This window comes from Streptomyces sp. NPDC002176 (genome assembly GCF_044903645.1).
Taxonomy (GTDB): domain Bacteria; phylum Actinomycetota; class Actinomycetes; order Streptomycetales; family Streptomycetaceae; genus Streptomyces.
This window is the reverse complement of record NZ_JBJDQW010000004.1, coordinates 86,015-103,167: the sequence shown is the minus strand read 5'-3', so window position 1 is coordinate 103,167 and position 17,153 is coordinate 86,015. Positions and strand designations below refer to the sequence as shown.

Here is a 17,153-nt window from a genome sequence, read left to right as displayed (position 1 = left end):
GAGCGCCGGGTCAGCGGGCCGACGGCTCCGGGGCCAGGACCAGCACGCTGGCGTCGTCGTCCACCCGGTGCCCCTGGCGGCGTACGTCCTCCCACAGGGCGTCCGGCAGCCCGGCCGTGCCGGTGCCCGCGAGGGCCGCCAGCCGTTCGGGCAGCGGATAGAAGCGGCCGGAGGCATCCCGCGCCTCCCACAGCCCGTCCGAGGCGATCAGCAGCCGGTCGCGCGCGTCCAGGGTCACCGTGACCTCCTTCGGCGGATCGACACCGAGGAGACCGATGCCGAGCGGCGGACCCGGTGTGACCGTCAGTTCCCGCGCCCGCCCCGCGCGCAGCAGCACCGGCGGCGGATGCCCGCAGGCCACCACCCGCACCGTCCGGTTGTCGGCGGAGAACTCCAGCAGCACCGCCGTCGCGAACAGCTCCGCGTGCCGCACCCCGGAGGAGTCCACCACCAGCCTGCGGTCCATCCGGGCGGCCACCGTCTCCAGCGCCCGCTGGTCCAGCGCCGCCTCCCGGAACGCGCCCAGCAGCGCCACCACCGTCCGCACCGCCGACAGCCCGTGCCCCTGGACGTCCCCCATGACCGCCCGCACCCCGTAGGGGCCGTCCCGTACGTCGAAGAAGTCCCCGCCCAGCAGCGTCCCGTCCTGTGCGGCCCGGCTGAACCCCGCGCACCGGACGCCACCGACCCGCTCCGGCAGCGGCGGCATCACCGCGCGCTGCACCGCCTCGCCGATCTCCCGCTCCGTGTCCAGCTGGGCGTCCCGGTGACTGCGTACGTAGGACACGAACACGCTCAACAGGGACACGAACGCGATGGTTAGCAGGTCGGTGTCGCCCGGCCGGTTCAGATGGGTCACCGGTACGACCAGCGACACGATCACCAGCGCGCCCAGCACCGCCGTCGCCAGCGGCCCGTACGACAGCACCGCGAGCGGCGGGATCGCGCCGAGCAGGAAACCCAGATCGCTCGCGTGCGGGGTGACGAGCGTGGCCAGGGTGACCGCGATCAGCAGCAGCACCGGGAGCACCCGCACCCACGGCGGCGGGGGAGCACCCCGCAGCCAGCCGCGCCGCTCCCGCGTTCGGCCCGGCGACCAGCCACGCGGCGATCTCACACGCCCACGCTACGCCGCGCCCGCCCCCGCCGCCCGCCCCGGAAAACCCCTGGACGCGCGCGTGGGCGTCCCCCTAATGTGGCGCGAGCACGCCCCGAGACGGACCGGGAAGGAGGCGAGCGTCATGTACATCACCCCGCACGCGCGCTCCCTCCACTCCGTCATCCGGGTGTGCCCCTGACCGGACCGGGAGCGCCTCACCGCAGCCGCATCTCCCGGAGGACACCTTGACCGCACCGGTCATCCGCACGCTCGACCCGAGCAGTGCCCACCTGTTCCACGACCTGCCCGACCCGCTCGGCCTGAGCGAGCGGCACCGCACCACCCGGTACCGCCCCGACTGGCAGCGCGTCGCCCTGCGCGACGGACGCCCCGTCGCCCGCGCCGCCTGGTGGGCCCGCGCCGAGGACCCCAGCCCCCTGCTGATCAACTGGTTCGACGTGGCCGAGGGCGAGGAGGCGGCGGGCGCCGAACTGCTGCGCACCGCGCCGTGGGCCACCTCGGAACTCGAGCTGGACCTGCCGCCCGGCTGGCGCGACGACCCGGCGCTGTCCGCCGCCGTCGCCACCCGCACCGCCGCCGCCCGCCTCGCCGGGTACGAGCCCCTGGTCGAGCGCTTCCTCTACCGCTGGACCCCCGACCTGGGCCTGCCCGAACAGCCCGCCCGGCTGGAGTTCACCCCGGAACCGGACGACGCCGTCTTCCTCGACGCCCTGCGCCGCGTCCACTCCGTCACCCTGGACGCCCACGCCCTCCGCGCCATCGAGAAGGGCGGCGTCGAACTGGCCGCCCAGGAGGAACTGGACTTCTTCCACTGGTGCCCCTCGCCCCGGGAGTGGTGGCGCGTCGCCCGCACCCCCGAGGGCGAGACCGTCGGCATCCACATCCCGGCCCACAACCCCTCCGGACCCTGCGTCGGCTTCATCGGCGTCGTCCCCGAGCAGCGCGGGCACGGCTACGCCTACGACCTCCTCGCCGACTGCACCCGCCTCCTCGCCGACCAGGGCGCCGACTTCATCGCGGCCGCCACCGACCAGGGCAACTTCCCGATGGCCGCCCACTTCACCGCGGTCGGCTACCCGGTCGTACGCGAGCGCGTCAGCTTCTGGGCCGACCGGGAGCAGGTGCCTTAGGCCGTCTAGTCCGGGTCAGCGTTCCATCAGGCGCAGGCTCGCTTCGTCGTGCGTGTCGCCCGCGGCGGTCGGCAGAGCGGTGAGCGTGGCGACCTGCTCGGGGGTGAGCCGGAGTTGGTCGGCCGCGGTGTTCTCCTCGACACGGGTGACGCGCTTGGTGCCGGGGATGGGGGCGATGTCGCCGTTCTGCGCGAGGAGCCAGGCGAGGGCGACCTGTGCGGGGGTGGCGCCGATGCCCGCGGCGATGGCCTTGACCTCGTCGGCCAGGCGCAGGTTGCGCTGGAAGTTCTCGCCGGTGAAGCGCGGGTTGCCGCGCCTGAAGTCGGTCTCGTCGAACTCGGTGTCGCCGCTGATGGCGCCGGTGAGGAAACCGCGCCCCAGCGGTGAGAAGGGGACGAGCCCGATGCCGAGTTCGCGGAGAGTCGGCAGGACCTTGTCCTCGACTCCGCGTGTCCACAGCGAGTACTCGGACTGCACGGCGGTGAGGGGGTGTTCGGCGTGGGCGCGGCGGATGGTCTCCGGCCCGACCTCGCACAGGCCGATGTGCCGGATCTTTCCCTCGGCGACCAGTTCTCCGAGTGCGCCGACGGTTTCCTCGATGGGCGTGCCGGGGTCGAGGCGGTGCTGGTAGTACAGGTCGATGTGATCGGTGCCCAGGCGCTTCAGAGAGCCTTCGAGGGCGGTGCGGATGTTGGCCGGGCTGGAGTCCAGGCTCCCCAGACCGGCCCCGGCGTGCGAGACCAGGCCGAACTTGGTGGCCAGTACCACCTGATCACGTCGGCCCTTGACCGCCTCACCGAGGAGTTCCTCATTGGTGTAGGGGCCGTACGCCTCGGCGGTGTCGATCAGGGTGACACCCAGGTCCAGTGCGCGGTGAATGGTACGGATGGACTCCGCGTCGTCGGTGTTGGCACCGGTGTACGCGGCGGACATGCCCATCACGCCCAGGCCGATGCGGGAGACTTCCAGGTCACGCAGGTTGATGTGCTTCATTACGGCTTTCTTCTGCTGATGGCTCTACACATGAGGCGGCGTCTCGGCGTCGCCGTGGGGGCTCGCGCACCCTCTCCAGCTCGGCAGCCCTCACTGGCCGGTGAGGTCGAGCATGGACTTCGGCAGGCGGTCGCCCGCCAGCCGCAGCTTCGAGGCCGCCGCGTCGATCTCCGCGAGTTCGTCCGCGGAGAAGGTGATGTCCGCGCCGCCGAGGTTCTCCTCCAGGCGGTGCGGCTTCGTCGTGCCGGGGATCGGCACGATCCAGGGCTTCTGGGCCAGCAGCCACCCCAGCGCGATCTGCGCGGGCGTCGCGGCCTTGCGCGTCGCCACCTCGCGGATGAGATCGACAAGGGCCAGGTTCGCCTCCCGCGCCTCGGCGGCGAAGCGCGGGACGCCGCTGCGGAAGTCGGTCGGGTCCAGCTCCGTCGTCAGGTCGATCTTGCCGGTCAGGAAGCCCGCACCGAGCGGCGAGAACGGGACGAACCCGATACCCAGCTCTTCGAGCGTGGGGATGATCTCGGCCTCCGGCCCGCGGTACCACAGCGAGTACTCGCTCTGCAGCGCGGTGACCGGCTGCACCGCGTGCGCACGGCGGATGGTCCCCACGCCCGCTTCCGAGAGACCGAAGTGCCCGACCTTGCCCTCGGCGATCAGCTCCTTGACGGTTCCCGCGACCTCCTCGATCGGCACGTCGGGATCGACCCGGTGCTGGAACAGCAGGTCGATGTGATCCGTCCTCAACCGCTTCAGCATGGCCTCGGTGGCCGTGCGGATGTGCTCGGGACGGCTGTTCAGACCGCCGACCTGCTCGCCGGTCTCCACATCGATGTCGAGGCCGAACTTCGTGGCGATCACCACGTCGTCACGCATGCCTTCGAAGGCTTCGCCGAGCAGCCTCTCGTTCTCCAGCGGACCGTACGCCTCGGCGGTGTCGAAGAAGGTGACGCCGCGCTCGACGGCCGACCGCAGCAGAGTGATCATCTCCCGCGGGTCCTGAGGCGGGCCATAGGGACCGGTCATGTTCATGGTGCCGAGCCCGAGTGCGGAAACCTCGAGACCGCTGTTTCCGAGCAGACGCTTCTGCATGTCGTGCTTCTTTCTCGCGTGGTGCCGGAATCCGGCGTTCATGAATTCCATGGAAACCCACTCGGCGCCGAGGCGTGAGAACGATCCTGTCCGTTCCTTGCCTGATCCTGCCGACATCGCGGTGATCGCACGTCCTCGTGTTTGACTGACGTCATGGACCACCGGCTCCTCGACATCAGGCAGGCCATCACCCGTCACGCGCGTGACGGCCTCACGGCCACCGCGCTGCCCGGCCTGTCGGTCCTGCGCACGACACGCACCACCCAGCCGACCGGCGACGTGCTGGAGCCCGCGTTCGCCCTGGTCGCAGGCGGCGTCAAACACACCGTCCTGAACGGTGAGGTCCACCGGTACGGCACCGGCGAGTACCTCGTCGCGACCGTCGACCTGCCCGTGGTGGGCAGCATCGTCGCCGCGGACGAGAACGAGCCGTTCATGGCCGTCGCGCTGGCGCTGAACCCCGGCCGGATCGCCTCGCTGCTGCTCGACACCGGAGGCCCCGGCGGCCCCTCCGGCGCGCACTCACCGTCGGCCTTCGGTGTCGGTCACGCATCGCCGCAGCTGCTGGACGCGCTCGCCCGGCTGCTCGCCCTGCTCGACCACCCCGCCGACGTCGCCGCGCTCGGCGCCGGTATCGAGCGGGAGATCCTCTGGCGGCTGCTCAACGGCCCGCAGGGAGCCACCATCCGCCAGATCGGCCTCGCCGACAGCAGGCTCGCCCATCTCACCCGTGCGATCCGCTGGGTCCGGGACCACTACGACCAGCCGCTGCGTGTCGCCGATCTCGCCGCGATCGCCGCGATGAGCCCGTCCTCCTTCCACCGCCACTTCCTCGCCCTCACCTCCATGACCCCGCTGGAATACCAGAAGCAGCTGCGCCTCAACGAAGCCCGTATGCGCCTGCTCACCGGCAGACACGATGTCGCCTCGGTCGGCTTCTCCGTCGGCTACGCCAGCCCGTCGCAATTCAGTCGCGAGTACCGCCGCATGTTCGGCACCCCTCCCAGCCAGACCGTCTAGTCGACCGGTTCGGCGCCGAGCCGCGCCTGTGCCGCCGCGAGGATCTCCGTCACCCGGAGTCCGAACGCGGCGTCGCAGGCGTGTCGGCGGCCGGTACGCGCCGCAGTGGCCAGCGCGTCCACCGCGCGGGCCAGCGCGGGCACCGCGCCCTCCGAACTCCTCGGCAGCAGCGTCACCCCCGACTCGCCCCGCAGCTCCACATCGGCCCCGGCCGCCGAGGGCGGCGCCGACAGGCTCAGCGTCAGCGTGCTCGACGCGCCGGTGGCATGGTCGAGCACCAGATGGACGGTGTCCGCGGGACCGTGCGCCGCCGCCAGCACCTGCCGTACATCACCCAGCACCGGCAGCAGGACCGACAGCGCGTGCGGACCCACGTCCCACAGCGCGCCCTTCTCCCGCCGCCACGCCGAAGCCGCGAACGGGCTGTCGCTGGTGAACACCGAGCCCAGCCACTGCGCCCGCGCCGTGAACCACCCCGCCTCGGCGGCCTGTTCCTCGATCCACGCCTCCGGCTCCTTCTGGAACCGGGTGGTGAAGAACACCACCGACGCCACCTGGGCCCGCCGGGCCGCCTCGGCCACCGCCCGCGCGTCGTCCACGCTCAGCGCCAGCGGCTTGTCCAGCAGCAGATGCCGCCCCGCCCGAGCCGCGCGCACCGCCAACTCCGCCTGCACGGACGGCGGGAGGGCCACCGCCACCGCCTCCACATCGGCCAGCAGCGCGTCCACGTCCGGGTACGCCCGCACCCCGTACTCCCCGGCCAGCGCGGCCGCCGCCTCCGGGTGGCGCCCCCACACCCCGGCGAAGTCCACGCCGGGGTGGCCGGACAGCGCCGGTGCGTACGCGGTGCGTGCCCACGGGCCCGTTCCCAGCAGTCCGATGCGCATCGAGCGCTCCCTTCTCCCGGCCGCTCTCCACGGCATCAGGGCACTCTGCCCCTGTTCTCGTGGGTATACGGCTCCACGGGCCCGTCGTCTCCGGCGAGCCAGTGGGCGATCGTCTCCGCGATCGGCTGACCGGTGTCCAGCTCGATGAAACCGAACTGCCCCGACTGATTGCACTCCAGGAACCACCAGGTCCCGTCCGCGTCCTCCGCGAAGTCGAAAGCGCCGTAAGCCAGTTCGGCGGCCTTCAGATAGCGGCGGACCGACTGGGCCACGCCCGGCGGCACCTCGGTGGCGAGCCAGGGGGAGACGGACGGGGCGAAACGGACGTCCACGTGGTCGGGGTGGGCGTCCGGATCGGCCGGTTTGCGGGCCGCCAGCAGCCGGTCCCCTACCGCCGTGAGCCGGATGTCGGCCCGCTTGTCCACCCGCCGCTGGAGCAGCGTCGGCCCGAAGGCCACGGCGCTGAAGTCGGTGCCCGGCGCGACCCGGCTGGTCGGCACCGCGCGTGGCGGTTCCTGCGGATGCGCGCCGGAGACCGGCTTGACCACCACGTCCCGGTGCCGCTCGGCGAACTCCCGTGCCGTCTCGGGGAACGTGGTGATCAGCGTGGCCGGGACCGGCAGCCCGCTGCGCTGGGCGAGCCGCAGCTGCCACGGCTTGTGCCGGGCCCGGCGGGCCGCGTCCGGATGGTTCATCCAGCGGGCGTCGCCGCACCGCAGCATGCCGTACAGCGCCTGCGTCGACTCCTGGGTCAGCCAGGAGGACGGCCGGGCGGCGCGGGCGGCCGCGTCGCCCGGCCTGCGCACCCAGATGGAGCGCAGACCGCTCATCCCGACCAGGCGCCCGCCGACGGACAGCTGTCCGCCCAGGGCGTCCCCCGCGTACTCGCCGGTGAGCGACACCCCGTTGGTGAGGTCGGCGGGGTCGAACCGGACGACGGGCACGCCCGCCTCGGCCAGCCGCAGGACCACCATGTCCGCCGTGACGTCCTCGTCACTGGTCAGGATGAGCACGGTCATCGTCCGGGGCCCGCGATCAGTCGTCGAAGTGCGTCTTGGAGCCCGCCGTGGAGGTGGTCGTCCCCAGGGCGAGCAGGACCGCGTGGTCGGTCGCGGCGATCCGCCCGTCCGGCAGGACGTTCAACTGCAGTGCGGAGTCGTACGAATACGCTGCGGTGACATCCAACTGGCCAGCAGGCCGCGCGTAGTTGAGCGTGAACGGTTGCATGGTCTCTCCCCTGTTTCGTCCTTCACGTCCTTATACGAATCGAACGATTGGTTGGTTTCCTCACACTCCGTGACAGCGGCCCGGAGGGAGGCACCGTGAGTCGGTGGGTCAGCTGGAAGGACGCCGGTCGGGGCGCGGTGGCTGCGCTCCACCGCACATTCGTCTGCCCCGAATACTCTCTCCCGGACCCCGGTTCACCCGGCCAAGGTGGCGCGGGCGGCGGCCAGGGCCTGTTCGGCGTACCCCCGGCCGAACAGCACCGCGTGCACCAGCAGCGGGAAGAGCTGATGCGCCCCGACCCGGTCACGCCAGCCCGCGGCGAGCGGGCTCGTCTCCTCGTACCCGGTCAGCACCTGTTCCAGGTGGGGGCAGCCGAAGAGGCTCAGCATCGCCAGGTCGGTCTCCCGGTGACCGCCGTGCGCGGCCGGGTCGATGACGTGGACCTCGCCGTCGGCGCCCCACAGGACGTTGCCCTGCCACAGGTCGCCGTGCAGCCGCGCGGGCGGCTCGACGGGCCCCGCGAGCGCGGGCAGCCGCTCGCACACCGCCTCGATCACCCCGGCCTCGCCCGGCCGGACCGTCCCCGCGTCGACCGCGGTACGCAGATACGGCAGCACCCGGTGCTCGGCGTACCAGGAAGGCCAGTCGTCGCCCCGCGCGTTGCGCATCGGCGCGCGTCCGATGTACGCCTCCTCGGGCCCGTCCGGCGGGGCGGCGCCGAACGCGGGGGCGCCGGAGGAGTGCAGGGCGGCCAGGGCGCGGCCGAAGCGGGTCGCCGCCCCGGGGTCCGGGCTGCCGGTCGGCACCCGCTCGCTGACCAGGGACCACTCGTCGAATCCGAGCACCGCCGGGACGCGCACCGCGCCCGCGGCGGCGAGCCAGCGCAGCCCGGCCGCCTCGGCGCGGACGGCGCCGGGGCCGTCCCCGCGCTTGACCATTACCGTCGTGCCGTCCTCAAGGGTCACCTCGGCGGGCGACCCCGGCGCCACCGGGCCGCCCGTGACCCGGCGCCCGGTGAGCCGGGACGCCGTCAGCCCTGGATCTTCGACTCGCTCGATCACGGCCCCAGGGTACGACCCGCAAAACCCCCGCCACGTCGAGAACTTCGAGCATTGCTACGACGGTTTTCGGCCAAGTTTGCCCGGAATGCCGGGTGGTGGCGCCCGGCCGCCTCCGAGGGCCGGGCGGAGGCCGCGCCGAGCCGTCGTACCGAGCGCCGGACGGGTCGTCGGCTGACCCGTTCGGGGGTCGTACCGGCGTGTCGCTGGGACAGACGGGTGGAGAGCTGACCCGGCTGGACGGCCTGGATGGTGCGCGGCGACGGCCTGTCCGACGGTGGATCATGTCGAGGCCGGGTCATGTCAGCCGATGAGGAATCAGCTGCCCGGCCACGGCGGAAGGACACAGACATGCGCTCTGCCCGCATTCTTCTCGCCACGGCGGCCGCGTCCGCCGCCCTCGCCCTGGCCCCCGGCGCCGCGCTCGCCGCGGACGACGGAGGCCGGGACGACTCCTCCTACAACAAGGAGCACGACAGCGGCTCTGGTGACAAGGAGTCCGGCGGACGGGACTCCGGTGGCAAGGACTCCGGTGGCAAGGACTCCGGCCGCGATTCCTACGACTCCGACGACGACGGGCCGCGCGGCGGCATGCACACGGGCGGCGGCGCCCTGGCCGCCGTCAACAGCGACGACTGGAGCTCCGACTCCGGTGACGACAGCCGCTTCGACCCGGAGAGCTACAAGGACAAGGGCGACGGCGGTGGCGGCGGCGGCGGTAAGGACAGCGGCGGCGGCAAGGGTGACTCCGGCGGCGACGAGCCGCGCGGTGGCATGCACACCGGTGGCGGAGCCCTCGCCGACTCCGGCGGTGTGACCATGGGCGGCGCCGCCGTGCTCGCCGCCGGTGCGCTCGGCGCCTACGCGCTGCGCCGCAAGAAGTCCGCCGGGTCCGCGTCCTGACCGTCCCGGCGCATCAGGGGCCGTGGCCGCCGTCGACGCCTGGTCGCGTCGGCGGCCCGCGCCCCCCGACCCCGATCCCTGTGCTGCCGTGCCCGAGCGAGGTGGTGTCCGATGGCAGCAGACCCTTCCGGTGAGCACGCGGGCCGGGGCGGCCGACTGACGCTGTGGGGGGTGGCCATCGCCATCCTCGCCCTCAGTGTCTTCGGCGGCCAGCACGGCACCGGCACCGGCACCGACGCGGCCCGTACCAAGACCGCGACGGCGGGCGCGGTCAAGGCGGGAGCGCCGCTGCCCCGCTCGGCGCCCACCCGGCTGCGCATCCCCAAGATCGGCGTGGACGCGCCCTTCACCGCCCTGGTGCTCGCCTCCACCGGCCAGTTGGAGCCGCCGCCCGCGGGCAACACCAACCTCGTCGGCTGGTACAGCAAGGGCGCCTCGCCCGGCGAGAAGGGCACCTCGGTCATCGCCGGGCATGTGGACACGACGACCTCGGCGGCCGTCTTCGCCAACCTCGACGACCTGGCGCCCGGCGACCGCTTCTCCGTGGAGCGCGCCGACGGCAACACCGCGAACTTCGTCGTGGACAGCGCCGACACCTTCGCCAAGGACGACTTCCCCAGCGAGCGGGTGTACGCGAACGCGAAGCGCCCCGAGGTCCGGCTGATCACGTGCGCCGGGGACTACGACCACTCGGCCAAGGACTACACGGAGAACCTGGTCGTCTTCGGCCACCTCGTCTGAGGTGCCGGGCTCATCGGGTGCGGGGTGCCAGCGGGCCGTCCGGGGCGAAGGCGAGCGTGGCGAACCGCTCGCCGATCCGCCGGTGCGCGGCGCCGTCCGGGTGCAGCCCGTCCGGCAGCGGCAGCTCCGCGAAGTCGGCTTCCCCGTACAGCTCGCGCCCGTCGAGCAGGTGCAGGTGCGGGTCCTCGGCGGAGCGCTGCGCGACGATCCGGGCCAGCTCCTCCCGTATCGCGGTGAGCGTCAGCTTGCCCTGGGCGGTCTCCGCCGGGTCCCCGGCCGCCCGGAACGCGAGGCGGCCCTCGCTCAGGGCGGAGAGGTCCGGCATCGTGGGGCCGGGGGTGTCCTCGTGCATCGGGCACAGAATGGGGGACACCACGAGCAGCGGCGCGTCCGGGTGGCCCTCGCGGACGGTGTCGAGGAACCCGTGCACGGCGGGCCCGAACGCGCGCAGCCGCATCAGGTCGGTGTTGACCAGGTTGATGCCCAGCTTGACGCTGATCACGTCGGCCGGGGTGTCGCGCAGCGCGCGGGCGGTGAACGGGTCCAGCAGCGCGCTGCCGCCCAGCCCCAGGTTGACCAGCTCGACACCGCCCAGCGAGGCGGCGACGGCGGGCCAGACACCGGTCGGGCTCGCGGCGTCCGAGCCATGGCTGATGGAGCTGCCGTGGTGCAGCCACACCGGACGGCCCGAGGCGGCTACGGGCTCCACGGGGGCGTCGGTGCGCAGGGCGACCAGCTCGGTGGTCTCGTTGTGCGGCAGCCAGATCTCCACGGTCTTGTCCTCGGCGGACAGCCCGGTGAAGCGGGCGGTGCCCACCGGGCCGGGGGTGCGCTCGGCGGCTCCGGTGGCCATGTCGATCGTCAGCGTGTCGCCACCGGTGACCGTGGCGCTGCCCGCCAACTGCCCGTCGACCAGCAGGTCGTAGACGCCGTCCGGCCGGGGCGGGACGCCGAGGTAGGCCCGCTTGGTCGGCAGGGTGTCCAGCTCGATCGCGGTGGCGCGGGTGCGGAACACCAGCCGTACGCCGGAGGGCTGGGACTCGACCAGGTGCAGCTGCGGGTCGGCGCACTGGGCGCGGGCCCGGGCGGGCAGCCGGTGCGGGAGCAGACCGCGTTCGGTGCGCTCCAGTTCGAGGGCGCCCCGGACGAGGTCGGCGGTGAGGGGCGTGGTGGTCCAGGCGGTGGTCATCAGGGGCCTGTCGGGTCAGGGGTGGGCGGGGGAGTGGTGGGCCAGTTGCGCAGGAGGGCGTCCAGGGCGTCGAGCACGCGTTCCCAGGACTCCTGCGAGTCGGGGGCGCTGTGGTCGAAGCCACCCGCCGACTCCAGGCCCACATAGCCGCTGAACACACTGCCCAGCAGGCGTACGGCATGGGTCTGGTCCGGTTCGTCGAGGTCGTAGCCGCGCAGGATCGCCCGCGTCATCTGGGCGTGCCGGACGCCCGCGCTCGCGGCGGCGGTCTCCGGGTCCAGCCGGTACCGGGCCGCCTCGAAGCGGCCGGGGTGCGCGCGGGCGTAGTCGCGGTAGGCGTCGGCGAACGCGGTCAGGGCGTCCTTCCCGGCCCGGCCCGCGAGGGCCTCGGCGGCGCGGTCGGCCAGCTCTTCCAAGGCGAGCAGCGCGATCCGGGTGCGCAGATCATGGGAGTTGCGCAGATGCGAGTACAGGCTCGCCGTCTTCACGCCGAACCGCCGGGCCAGCGCCGACACCGTCACCTGCGCGAACCCGGCCTCATCGGCCAACTCCGCCCCGGCTCGGACCAGCCGCTCGGTACTCAGCCCCGCACGCACCATGGACCCGCCTCCTTAGGAACCTGACCGATTATGTATTTGCCTAAAGGGTTTAGGCAAATGAGGTTCAGGTGTAGGCAGCCACGGCCACTGGGTCTCTTGGAAGGGACCGCCCGCTGTCTGCCATCGGTGAACACCACCCTGGGCGGGCGCGACGGTCAGTACCGTCCAGGCTCATGACGACGATCACGACGCGTACGGTCGAGTATCCGGCCGACGGTTTGACGATGATCGGGCATCTCGCGCTCCCGGCCGGTGTCGACCGTCGGCCCGCGGTGCTGCTCGGACCGGAGGGCACGGGGCTCAGCGACGTCGAGCGCCGCAGGGCCGATGCTCTCGCCGAGCTGGGATATGTGGCGCTGGCCTTCGACCTGCACGGTGGGCGCTACTTGGGGGACCCCGAGGAGATGCTGGCCCGCTGCCTGCCGCTGCTCGCCGACCCCGACCGGATGCGGGGCATCGGCCATGCGGCGCTCGACGTGTTGCGCACCGAACCGCGAACCGACCCCGACCGGATCGCCGCCGTCGGCTATGGCACCGGGGGAGCCATCGCGCTGGAACTCGGGCGCGACGGCGTCGACCTGCGCGGGATCGCGACGGTCAACGGGCTGATCACGGGCCGACCGGGCGAGGCGGCGCGCATCCGCTGCCCGGTATGGGCCGGGGTCGGGTCGGAGGACCCGATCATGGCGCCCGCACAACGGGACGCGTTCGCCGCCGAGATGCAGGCCGCGGGCGTCGACTGGCGCCTCGTGGTCTACGGGGGAGCGCTGCACGCCTTCCACCATCCACCGGTCGGCCACACCGTACGTCCCGGCGTCGGCCACCACCCCCGTCACGCACGGCGAGCCTGGCGTGACGTCATCGCCCTGCTGGCCGAGTGCCTGCCCGCCACGGACTGATCCGACTCGAACTCCCGCCCTGAGAACTCCCCGAGGGCCGCCATCCGAATGCTGGAAGGCGGCCCTCGATGCGGCTACGGGATCGCTCAGACCTCCGGCGCCGGGTACGTCGGGTACTCCACCCCCGACACGTGCTGCACGACCCGGACGACCTGGCAGGAGTAGCCGAACTCGTTGTCGTACCAGAGGTAGAGGATCGCGTTGTCGCCGTCGACCTTCAGGGCGCCGCCGTCGACGATGGAGGCGTTGCGGGAGCCGATGAAGTCGCTGGAGACCGCGTCGGGCGCCGTGGTGAAGTCGATCTGGCGCTTCAGCGGGGAGGTCAGCGACACCTCGCGGAGGTAGTCGTGGACCTCCTCGCGGGTGGTCTCGCGGCCGAGCCGCAGGTTGAGGATGGCGATCGACACGTCCGGCACCGGCACCCGGATCGAGCTGCCGGTGATCGGCGCCTTGAGGTGCGGCAGCGCCTTGGCGACGGCGGAGGCGGCACCGGTCTCGGTGATCACCATGTTGAGCGGCGCGGACCGGCCCCGGCGCTCGGCCTTGTGGTAATTGTCCAGCAGGTTCTGATCGTTGGTGAAGGAGTGGACCGTCTCCACATGGCCGCGGAGCACCCCGTACTCCTCGTCCATCGCCTTCAGCGGCGGGGCGATCGCGTTGGTGGTGCAGGACGCGCAGGACAGGATGCGCTCGTCCGGCTTGATCGTGTCGTGGTTGACGCCGTGCACGATGTTCGGCACATCGCCCTTGCCGGGCGCGGTCAGCACGACCTTGTCGATGCCGGGCCGGAGGTGCTTCGACAGGCCCGCGCGGTCACGCCAGTTGCCGGTGTTGTCGATCAGAATGGCGTCGCGGATGCCGTACTCGGTGTAGTCCACGGACGACGGGTCGGCGGCGTAGATCACCTTGATCTCATTGCCGTTGGCGATGATCGTGCTGGCGTCCTCGTCCACCGTGATGGTGCCCTGGAACTGGCCGTGGATCGAGTCGCGGCGCAGCAGCGAGGCCCGCTTGACCAGGTCCCCGGCGGCCTTGGGGCCACCGCCCCGGACGACGACGGCGCGCAGTCGCAGGCCGTTGCCCGAACCGGCCTTCTCGATCAGCAGCCGGGCGACCAGCCGCCCGATGCGGCCGAAGCCGTACAGCACGACGTCGCGCGGCGCGCGGCGCTCGATCTTCTCGGCGCCCGTGGCCCCGGCGACCGCCTCCGCGGTGAACTCCGCGACGCTCAGTCCCCGGTCGTCCGCCTTGTAGGTGGCGGCCAGCATGCCGAGGTCGATCTGGGAAGGGCCGAGATCGAGGGCGGTCAGCGCCTGGAGGAACGGCATCGTCTCGGTGACCGACAGCTCCGCGCCCGCGATCTGCCGGGCGAAGCGGTGGGTCTTGAGAATGCTGACCACCGACTTGTTCACCAGGGAGCGGCTGTGCAGCAGGACGGTCACGTCCCGCTCGCGGTGCAGCTTCCCGATGAGCGGGATCATCGACTCCGCGATCTCCTCGCGGTGCATCCAGTTCGTGAACGAGTCGTCATTGACAGTCACAGATCTATCTTTCGAGCTAGGCGGCGCTCATATGGTAGGCACACCCTACTTTGATCACCAGAGCCCCCTGTCAGGGGGTCCACCGAAGCCGCCGTTCCTGAATCAGGGTGGAAGAGCGCGCGACACCCTGGCCCCGCATTGCACCGCCCGCACCCCGTGACCATGGTCGGAGCGTGATCACGTCTTCCGCACCCCGGCCCGGAGCGGCCACCGCCCTCGGCCCGCCGCGCCGCCGCGCGCTGCCCCGGATCGTCCGCCACCGCGCACCGTCCGGCGCCCTCCTCGCCCTCGCGCTGTTCGCCGCGGTCCGGACGGCGGGGATCGCCGCCGTGATCGCCACCAACGCGCTCGCCGACCGCCCGCTGGTGCGCAACCTCGGCCACTCCTGGGACTCGCGCTGGTACCTCCACATCGCCGCCCACGGCTACGGCCGCCTCATCTGGATCACGCCCACCGGGGGAGTGCAGAGCGACTGGGCGTTCTTCCCGCTCTACCCCGCCCTGATCCGGGCCACCACCGCCGTCCTCCCGCTCGCCCCCGCGGCCGCGGCCCTGCTGATCGCCTGGACCGCGGCCGTCGTCGCGGCGTACGGCGTCTACCTCATCGGACACCGGCTGTACGGGCGGGCCACCGCCACCGCCCTCGTCGCCCTGTGGGCCGTGCTGCCGCACGCGGTGGAACTGACCATCGCCTACACCGAGTCCCTCTTCGCCGCCCTGGCCGCCTGGTCCCTGTACTGCGTGCTCAGGGGCCGCTGGCTCTGGGCGGGCACGCTCGCCCTGGCGGCGGGCCTCGCCCGGCCCACCGGCTTCGCCGTGGCGGTCGCCGTCATCGCCGCCGCCGCGCGGCAGCTCTGGCTACGGCGCGGGCAGGTCACCCCCCGCCTGTGGGCGGGCGCCCTGCTCGCCCCGCTCGGCTGGCTCGGCTACGTCCTCTGGGTCGGCCGGTGCACCGGCGACATCACGGGCGGCTACTTCGCCGTACAGGGCGCCTGGGGCTCCCGTATCGACTTCGGCGCCGGGGCCGCCCGCTTCGTCGGCGCGCTGCTCGCGCACGGCGGCCAGGTCATCTATCCCGTCGCCCTCGCCCTCGTCCTGATCAGCCTCGTCCTGTTCGCACTACTCTGCCTGGAGCGCGCCCCGCTGGCCCTGGTGGTCTTCGCGGGCGTCCTGGTGCTGCTGGTTGTCTTCGGCTCCGGCTCGTTCTCCTCCAAGCCCCGCTTCCTGCTGCCCGCCTTCCCGCTGCTCGTCCCGGCCGCCCGCGCCCTCGCCCGCACCTGGCGCGACCGCCCCGCCGCCGCCTACCTGATCGGCGGTGCCCTCGCCACCGTCTCCGTGCTGTACGGCGCCTACGTGACGGTGCTCGTCCACTCGCCCCTGTGACACACCCCGGTGCGAAGGCCGGGAAAGCGGGTAGGCGGGGGCTTCGAGGAAAGGACGACCATGACGACCTACGTGATCACCGTGCCCGGCACCTTCACCGCGGACATCGAGGCCGACACCCGCGCACGGCTCGGGCGAGCGCTGCGGCCCGTCGACCCGCACGGCACCGACCTGGGCAGCGCGGAGGACCTCGACGCCCTCAACGTCAACGAGGACGGCACCTTCACCCTGCACCTCACCGTCGAGGCCGACAACAACAAGCACGCCGAGCAGGAGGCCCGCCGCCTAGCGGACGAGGCCCTGCGGACCGTAGGGCTGGACGAGAACTCCGCACCGCTCGGGCCCGCCGTGATCACCGGCATCGACTCCCAGGTCCACTGACGGCTGCTGACGGCTCCTGGCGGGCCGCCCCGGACGCCGAAAGCGTCCGAATGGGTAAAATCCAGACAACGGCCCGCCAGGATCACCGCCCACCGGAAGTGAACGATGTTCCGCAAGCGCTCCACGGACGAAAGCGACGAGCTGCTCGCCAGACTCGGCTCGCTCACCGCCCAGGCGCGTGAGCGCGCGGAACAGCAGCGCAGCCAGGTCGAACTGGCCATCGCCCTCCAGCGCGGCATGCTCCCGCGCGACCTGCCCAGCAGGCCCGGACTCCACCTCGCGGTGCGCTACGCCCCCGCCAACCAGGGCCTCAACGTGGGCGGCGACTGGTACGACGCCTTCGCCATGCCGGACGGCAGGATCGGCCTCACCATCGGCGACGTCCAGGGCCACAACATCGAGGCCGCCGCCTTCATGGGCCAGGTCCGGGCCGCGCTGCGCGCGCTCGCCTCCGTCACCAGCGAACCCGGCGAACTCCTCGCCCGCACCAACGACCTGCTGCTCACCCTCGGCAGCGACCTTTTCGCCACCTGCACCTTCCTCCGGCTGGACCCCGTCACGGGCGTCCTGGAGAGCGCGCGGGCCGGTCACATCCCCTTCGTCTGGGCCACGGCCGACGGCAAGTCCGGCGTCGTCCACGACATGGGCGGCCCGCCGCTGGGCATCCAGCCCGGCATGGACTACCGCGTCACCCGGCACCGGCTCTCGACCGGCGGTGTCTTCGTGCTGCTCACCGACGGCGTGGTGGAAGGCCCCTCGCTGCATGTCGAGGACGGCCTCGCCCAGGTGGTCCGCCTCGCGGGCATCGCCGCCGTCGCCGGTCTGAAGGTGCACGCGCTCGCCGCGGCCGTGATCAAGGGCGCCGAAAGCGTGGGCCACGACGACGACGCGGCCGTCCTCGTCGTCGGACACGACGGCCCGAGCACCCCGCCCCCGCCCGCCCAGCCGCGCGTTAGGCCATAGGCGCCGCTCGCCTCGCCCCGGCCGCCGCACCGGT

The 17,153-nt window shown here is 72.5% G+C and carries 18 protein-coding genes; 8 read left to right on the top strand and 10 right to left on the bottom strand.

Features of this window, described 5'->3' with window-relative positions; all coding sequences use genetic code 11:
- Positions 1–10: 10 nt before the first annotated feature.
- Complete coding sequence (locus ACI2LY_RS19630; RefSeq protein ID WP_404708254.1) at positions 11–1,117, bottom strand: PP2C family protein-serine/threonine phosphatase; 1,107 nt, start codon at positions 1,115–1,117, stop codon at positions 11–13.
- 227 nt (positions 1,118–1,344) lie between these two features.
- On the opposite strand from ACI2LY_RS19630, the gene ACI2LY_RS19625 reads away from it, so the two are divergent.
- Entirely contained in the window at positions 1,345–2,250 is a 906-nt protein-coding gene (locus ACI2LY_RS19625; RefSeq protein WP_404708253.1) for a GNAT family N-acetyltransferase, read from the top strand.
- A 15-nt stretch (positions 2,251–2,265) separates the two neighbouring features.
- Here the strand turns inward: ACI2LY_RS19625 and ACI2LY_RS19620 are convergent, their stop codons facing one another.
- Together ACI2LY_RS19620 and ACI2LY_RS19615 are read right to left on the bottom strand one after the other, a co-directional pair.
- Entirely contained in the window at positions 2,266–3,243 is a 978-nt protein-coding gene (locus tag ACI2LY_RS19620; protein WP_404708252.1) for an aldo/keto reductase, read from the bottom strand.
- Positions 3,244–3,333: 90 nt separating this feature from the next.
- Entirely contained in the window at positions 3,334–4,329 is a 996-nt protein-coding gene (locus tag ACI2LY_RS19615) for an aldo/keto reductase (protein ID WP_404708752.1), read from the bottom strand.
- 153 nt (positions 4,330–4,482) lie between these two features.
- Here ACI2LY_RS19615 and ACI2LY_RS19610 point away from each other — a divergent pair, with 153 nt between their 5' ends.
- On the top strand, positions 4,483–5,349 hold the full coding sequence (locus ACI2LY_RS19610) for an AraC family transcriptional regulator N-terminal domain-containing protein (RefSeq protein WP_404708251.1): 867 nt from the start codon (positions 4,483–4,485) through the stop codon (positions 5,347–5,349).
- Here ACI2LY_RS19610 and ACI2LY_RS19605 read toward each other — a convergent pair.
- The 4 genes from ACI2LY_RS19605 to ACI2LY_RS19590 form a co-directional block, all read right to left on the bottom strand.
- The gene (locus ACI2LY_RS19605; RefSeq protein ID WP_404708250.1) at positions 5,346–6,236 is read right to left on the bottom strand and encodes a Gfo/Idh/MocA family protein; all 891 of its coding nucleotides are present in this window, start codon (positions 6,234–6,236) and stop codon (positions 5,346–5,348) included. The genes ACI2LY_RS19610 and ACI2LY_RS19605 overlap by 4 nt on opposite strands.
- Positions 6,237–6,271: 35 nt before the next feature.
- Positions 6,272–7,255, bottom strand: a complete 984-nt coding sequence (gene tgmB, locus ACI2LY_RS19600; protein ID WP_404708249.1) for an ATP-grasp ribosomal peptide maturase — start codon at positions 7,253–7,255, stop codon at positions 6,272–6,274.
- Between the two features lie 16 nt (positions 7,256–7,271).
- Positions 7,272–7,463, bottom strand: coding sequence for a putative ATP-grasp-modified RiPP (gene tgmA / locus ACI2LY_RS19595; protein ID WP_388997793.1), 192 nt, complete (start codon positions 7,461–7,463; stop codon positions 7,272–7,274).
- Positions 7,464–7,657: 194 nt separating this feature from the next.
- A complete protein-coding gene (locus tag ACI2LY_RS19590) occupies positions 7,658–8,524 on the bottom strand; it encodes a fructosamine kinase family protein (RefSeq protein WP_404708248.1) in 867 nt (288 codons plus the stop codon).
- A 348-nt stretch (positions 8,525–8,872) separates the two neighbouring features.
- Between ACI2LY_RS19590 and ACI2LY_RS19585 the strand changes: the two genes are divergently transcribed.
- Both ACI2LY_RS19585 and ACI2LY_RS19580 read left to right on the top strand, forming a co-directional pair.
- Positions 8,873–9,424, top strand: coding sequence for a hypothetical protein (locus ACI2LY_RS19585; RefSeq protein ID WP_404708247.1), 552 nt, complete (start codon positions 8,873–8,875; stop codon positions 9,422–9,424).
- A 111-nt stretch (positions 9,425–9,535) separates the two neighbouring features.
- Complete coding sequence (locus ACI2LY_RS19580) at positions 9,536–10,165, top strand: class F sortase (RefSeq protein WP_404708246.1); 630 nt, start codon at positions 9,536–9,538, stop codon at positions 10,163–10,165.
- A gap of 10 nt (positions 10,166–10,175) precedes the next feature.
- Here the strand turns inward: ACI2LY_RS19580 and ACI2LY_RS19575 are convergent, their stop codons facing one another.
- Positions 10,176–11,354 carry a GDSL-type esterase/lipase family protein gene (locus ACI2LY_RS19575; RefSeq protein WP_404708245.1) on the bottom strand — a complete coding sequence of 393 codons (1,179 nt, stop codon included), beginning with the start codon at positions 11,352–11,354 and terminating at the stop codon, positions 10,176–10,178.
- Complete coding sequence (locus tag ACI2LY_RS19570; protein ID WP_404708244.1) at positions 11,354–11,953, bottom strand: TetR/AcrR family transcriptional regulator; 600 nt, start codon at positions 11,951–11,953, stop codon at positions 11,354–11,356. Before ACI2LY_RS19570 ends, ACI2LY_RS19575 begins: the two co-directional genes overlap by 1 nt.
- A gap of 173 nt (positions 11,954–12,126) precedes the next feature.
- On the opposite strand from ACI2LY_RS19570, the gene ACI2LY_RS19565 reads away from it, so the two are divergent.
- Complete coding sequence (locus ACI2LY_RS19565; protein ID WP_404708243.1) at positions 12,127–12,852, top strand: dienelactone hydrolase family protein; 726 nt, start codon at positions 12,127–12,129, stop codon at positions 12,850–12,852.
- Positions 12,853–12,938: 86 nt separating this feature from the next.
- Here ACI2LY_RS19565 and ACI2LY_RS19560 read toward each other — a convergent pair whose 3' ends face one another.
- Positions 12,939–14,393, bottom strand: a complete 1,455-nt coding sequence (locus tag ACI2LY_RS19560; protein WP_388997772.1) for a glyceraldehyde-3-phosphate dehydrogenase — start codon at positions 14,391–14,393, stop codon at positions 12,939–12,941.
- Between the two features lie 173 nt (positions 14,394–14,566).
- Here ACI2LY_RS19560 and ACI2LY_RS19555 point away from each other — a divergent pair, with 173 nt between their 5' ends.
- The 3 genes from ACI2LY_RS19555 (at position 14,567) to ACI2LY_RS19545 (ending at position 17,119) form a co-directional block, all read left to right on the top strand.
- A complete protein-coding gene (locus ACI2LY_RS19555) occupies positions 14,567–15,775 on the top strand; it encodes a hypothetical protein (protein WP_404708242.1) in 1,209 nt (402 codons plus the stop codon).
- Between the two features lie 60 nt (positions 15,776–15,835).
- Positions 15,836–16,156 (top strand): hypothetical protein, encoded by a 321-nt coding sequence (locus tag ACI2LY_RS19550; RefSeq protein WP_404708241.1) that lies wholly within the window; start codon positions 15,836–15,838, stop codon positions 16,154–16,156.
- Between the two features lie 105 nt (positions 16,157–16,261).
- The gene (locus ACI2LY_RS19545; RefSeq protein ID WP_404708240.1) at positions 16,262–17,119 is read left to right on the top strand and encodes a PP2C family protein-serine/threonine phosphatase; all 858 of its coding nucleotides are present in this window, start codon (positions 16,262–16,264) and stop codon (positions 17,117–17,119) included.
- Positions 17,120–17,153 lie beyond the last annotated feature (34 nt).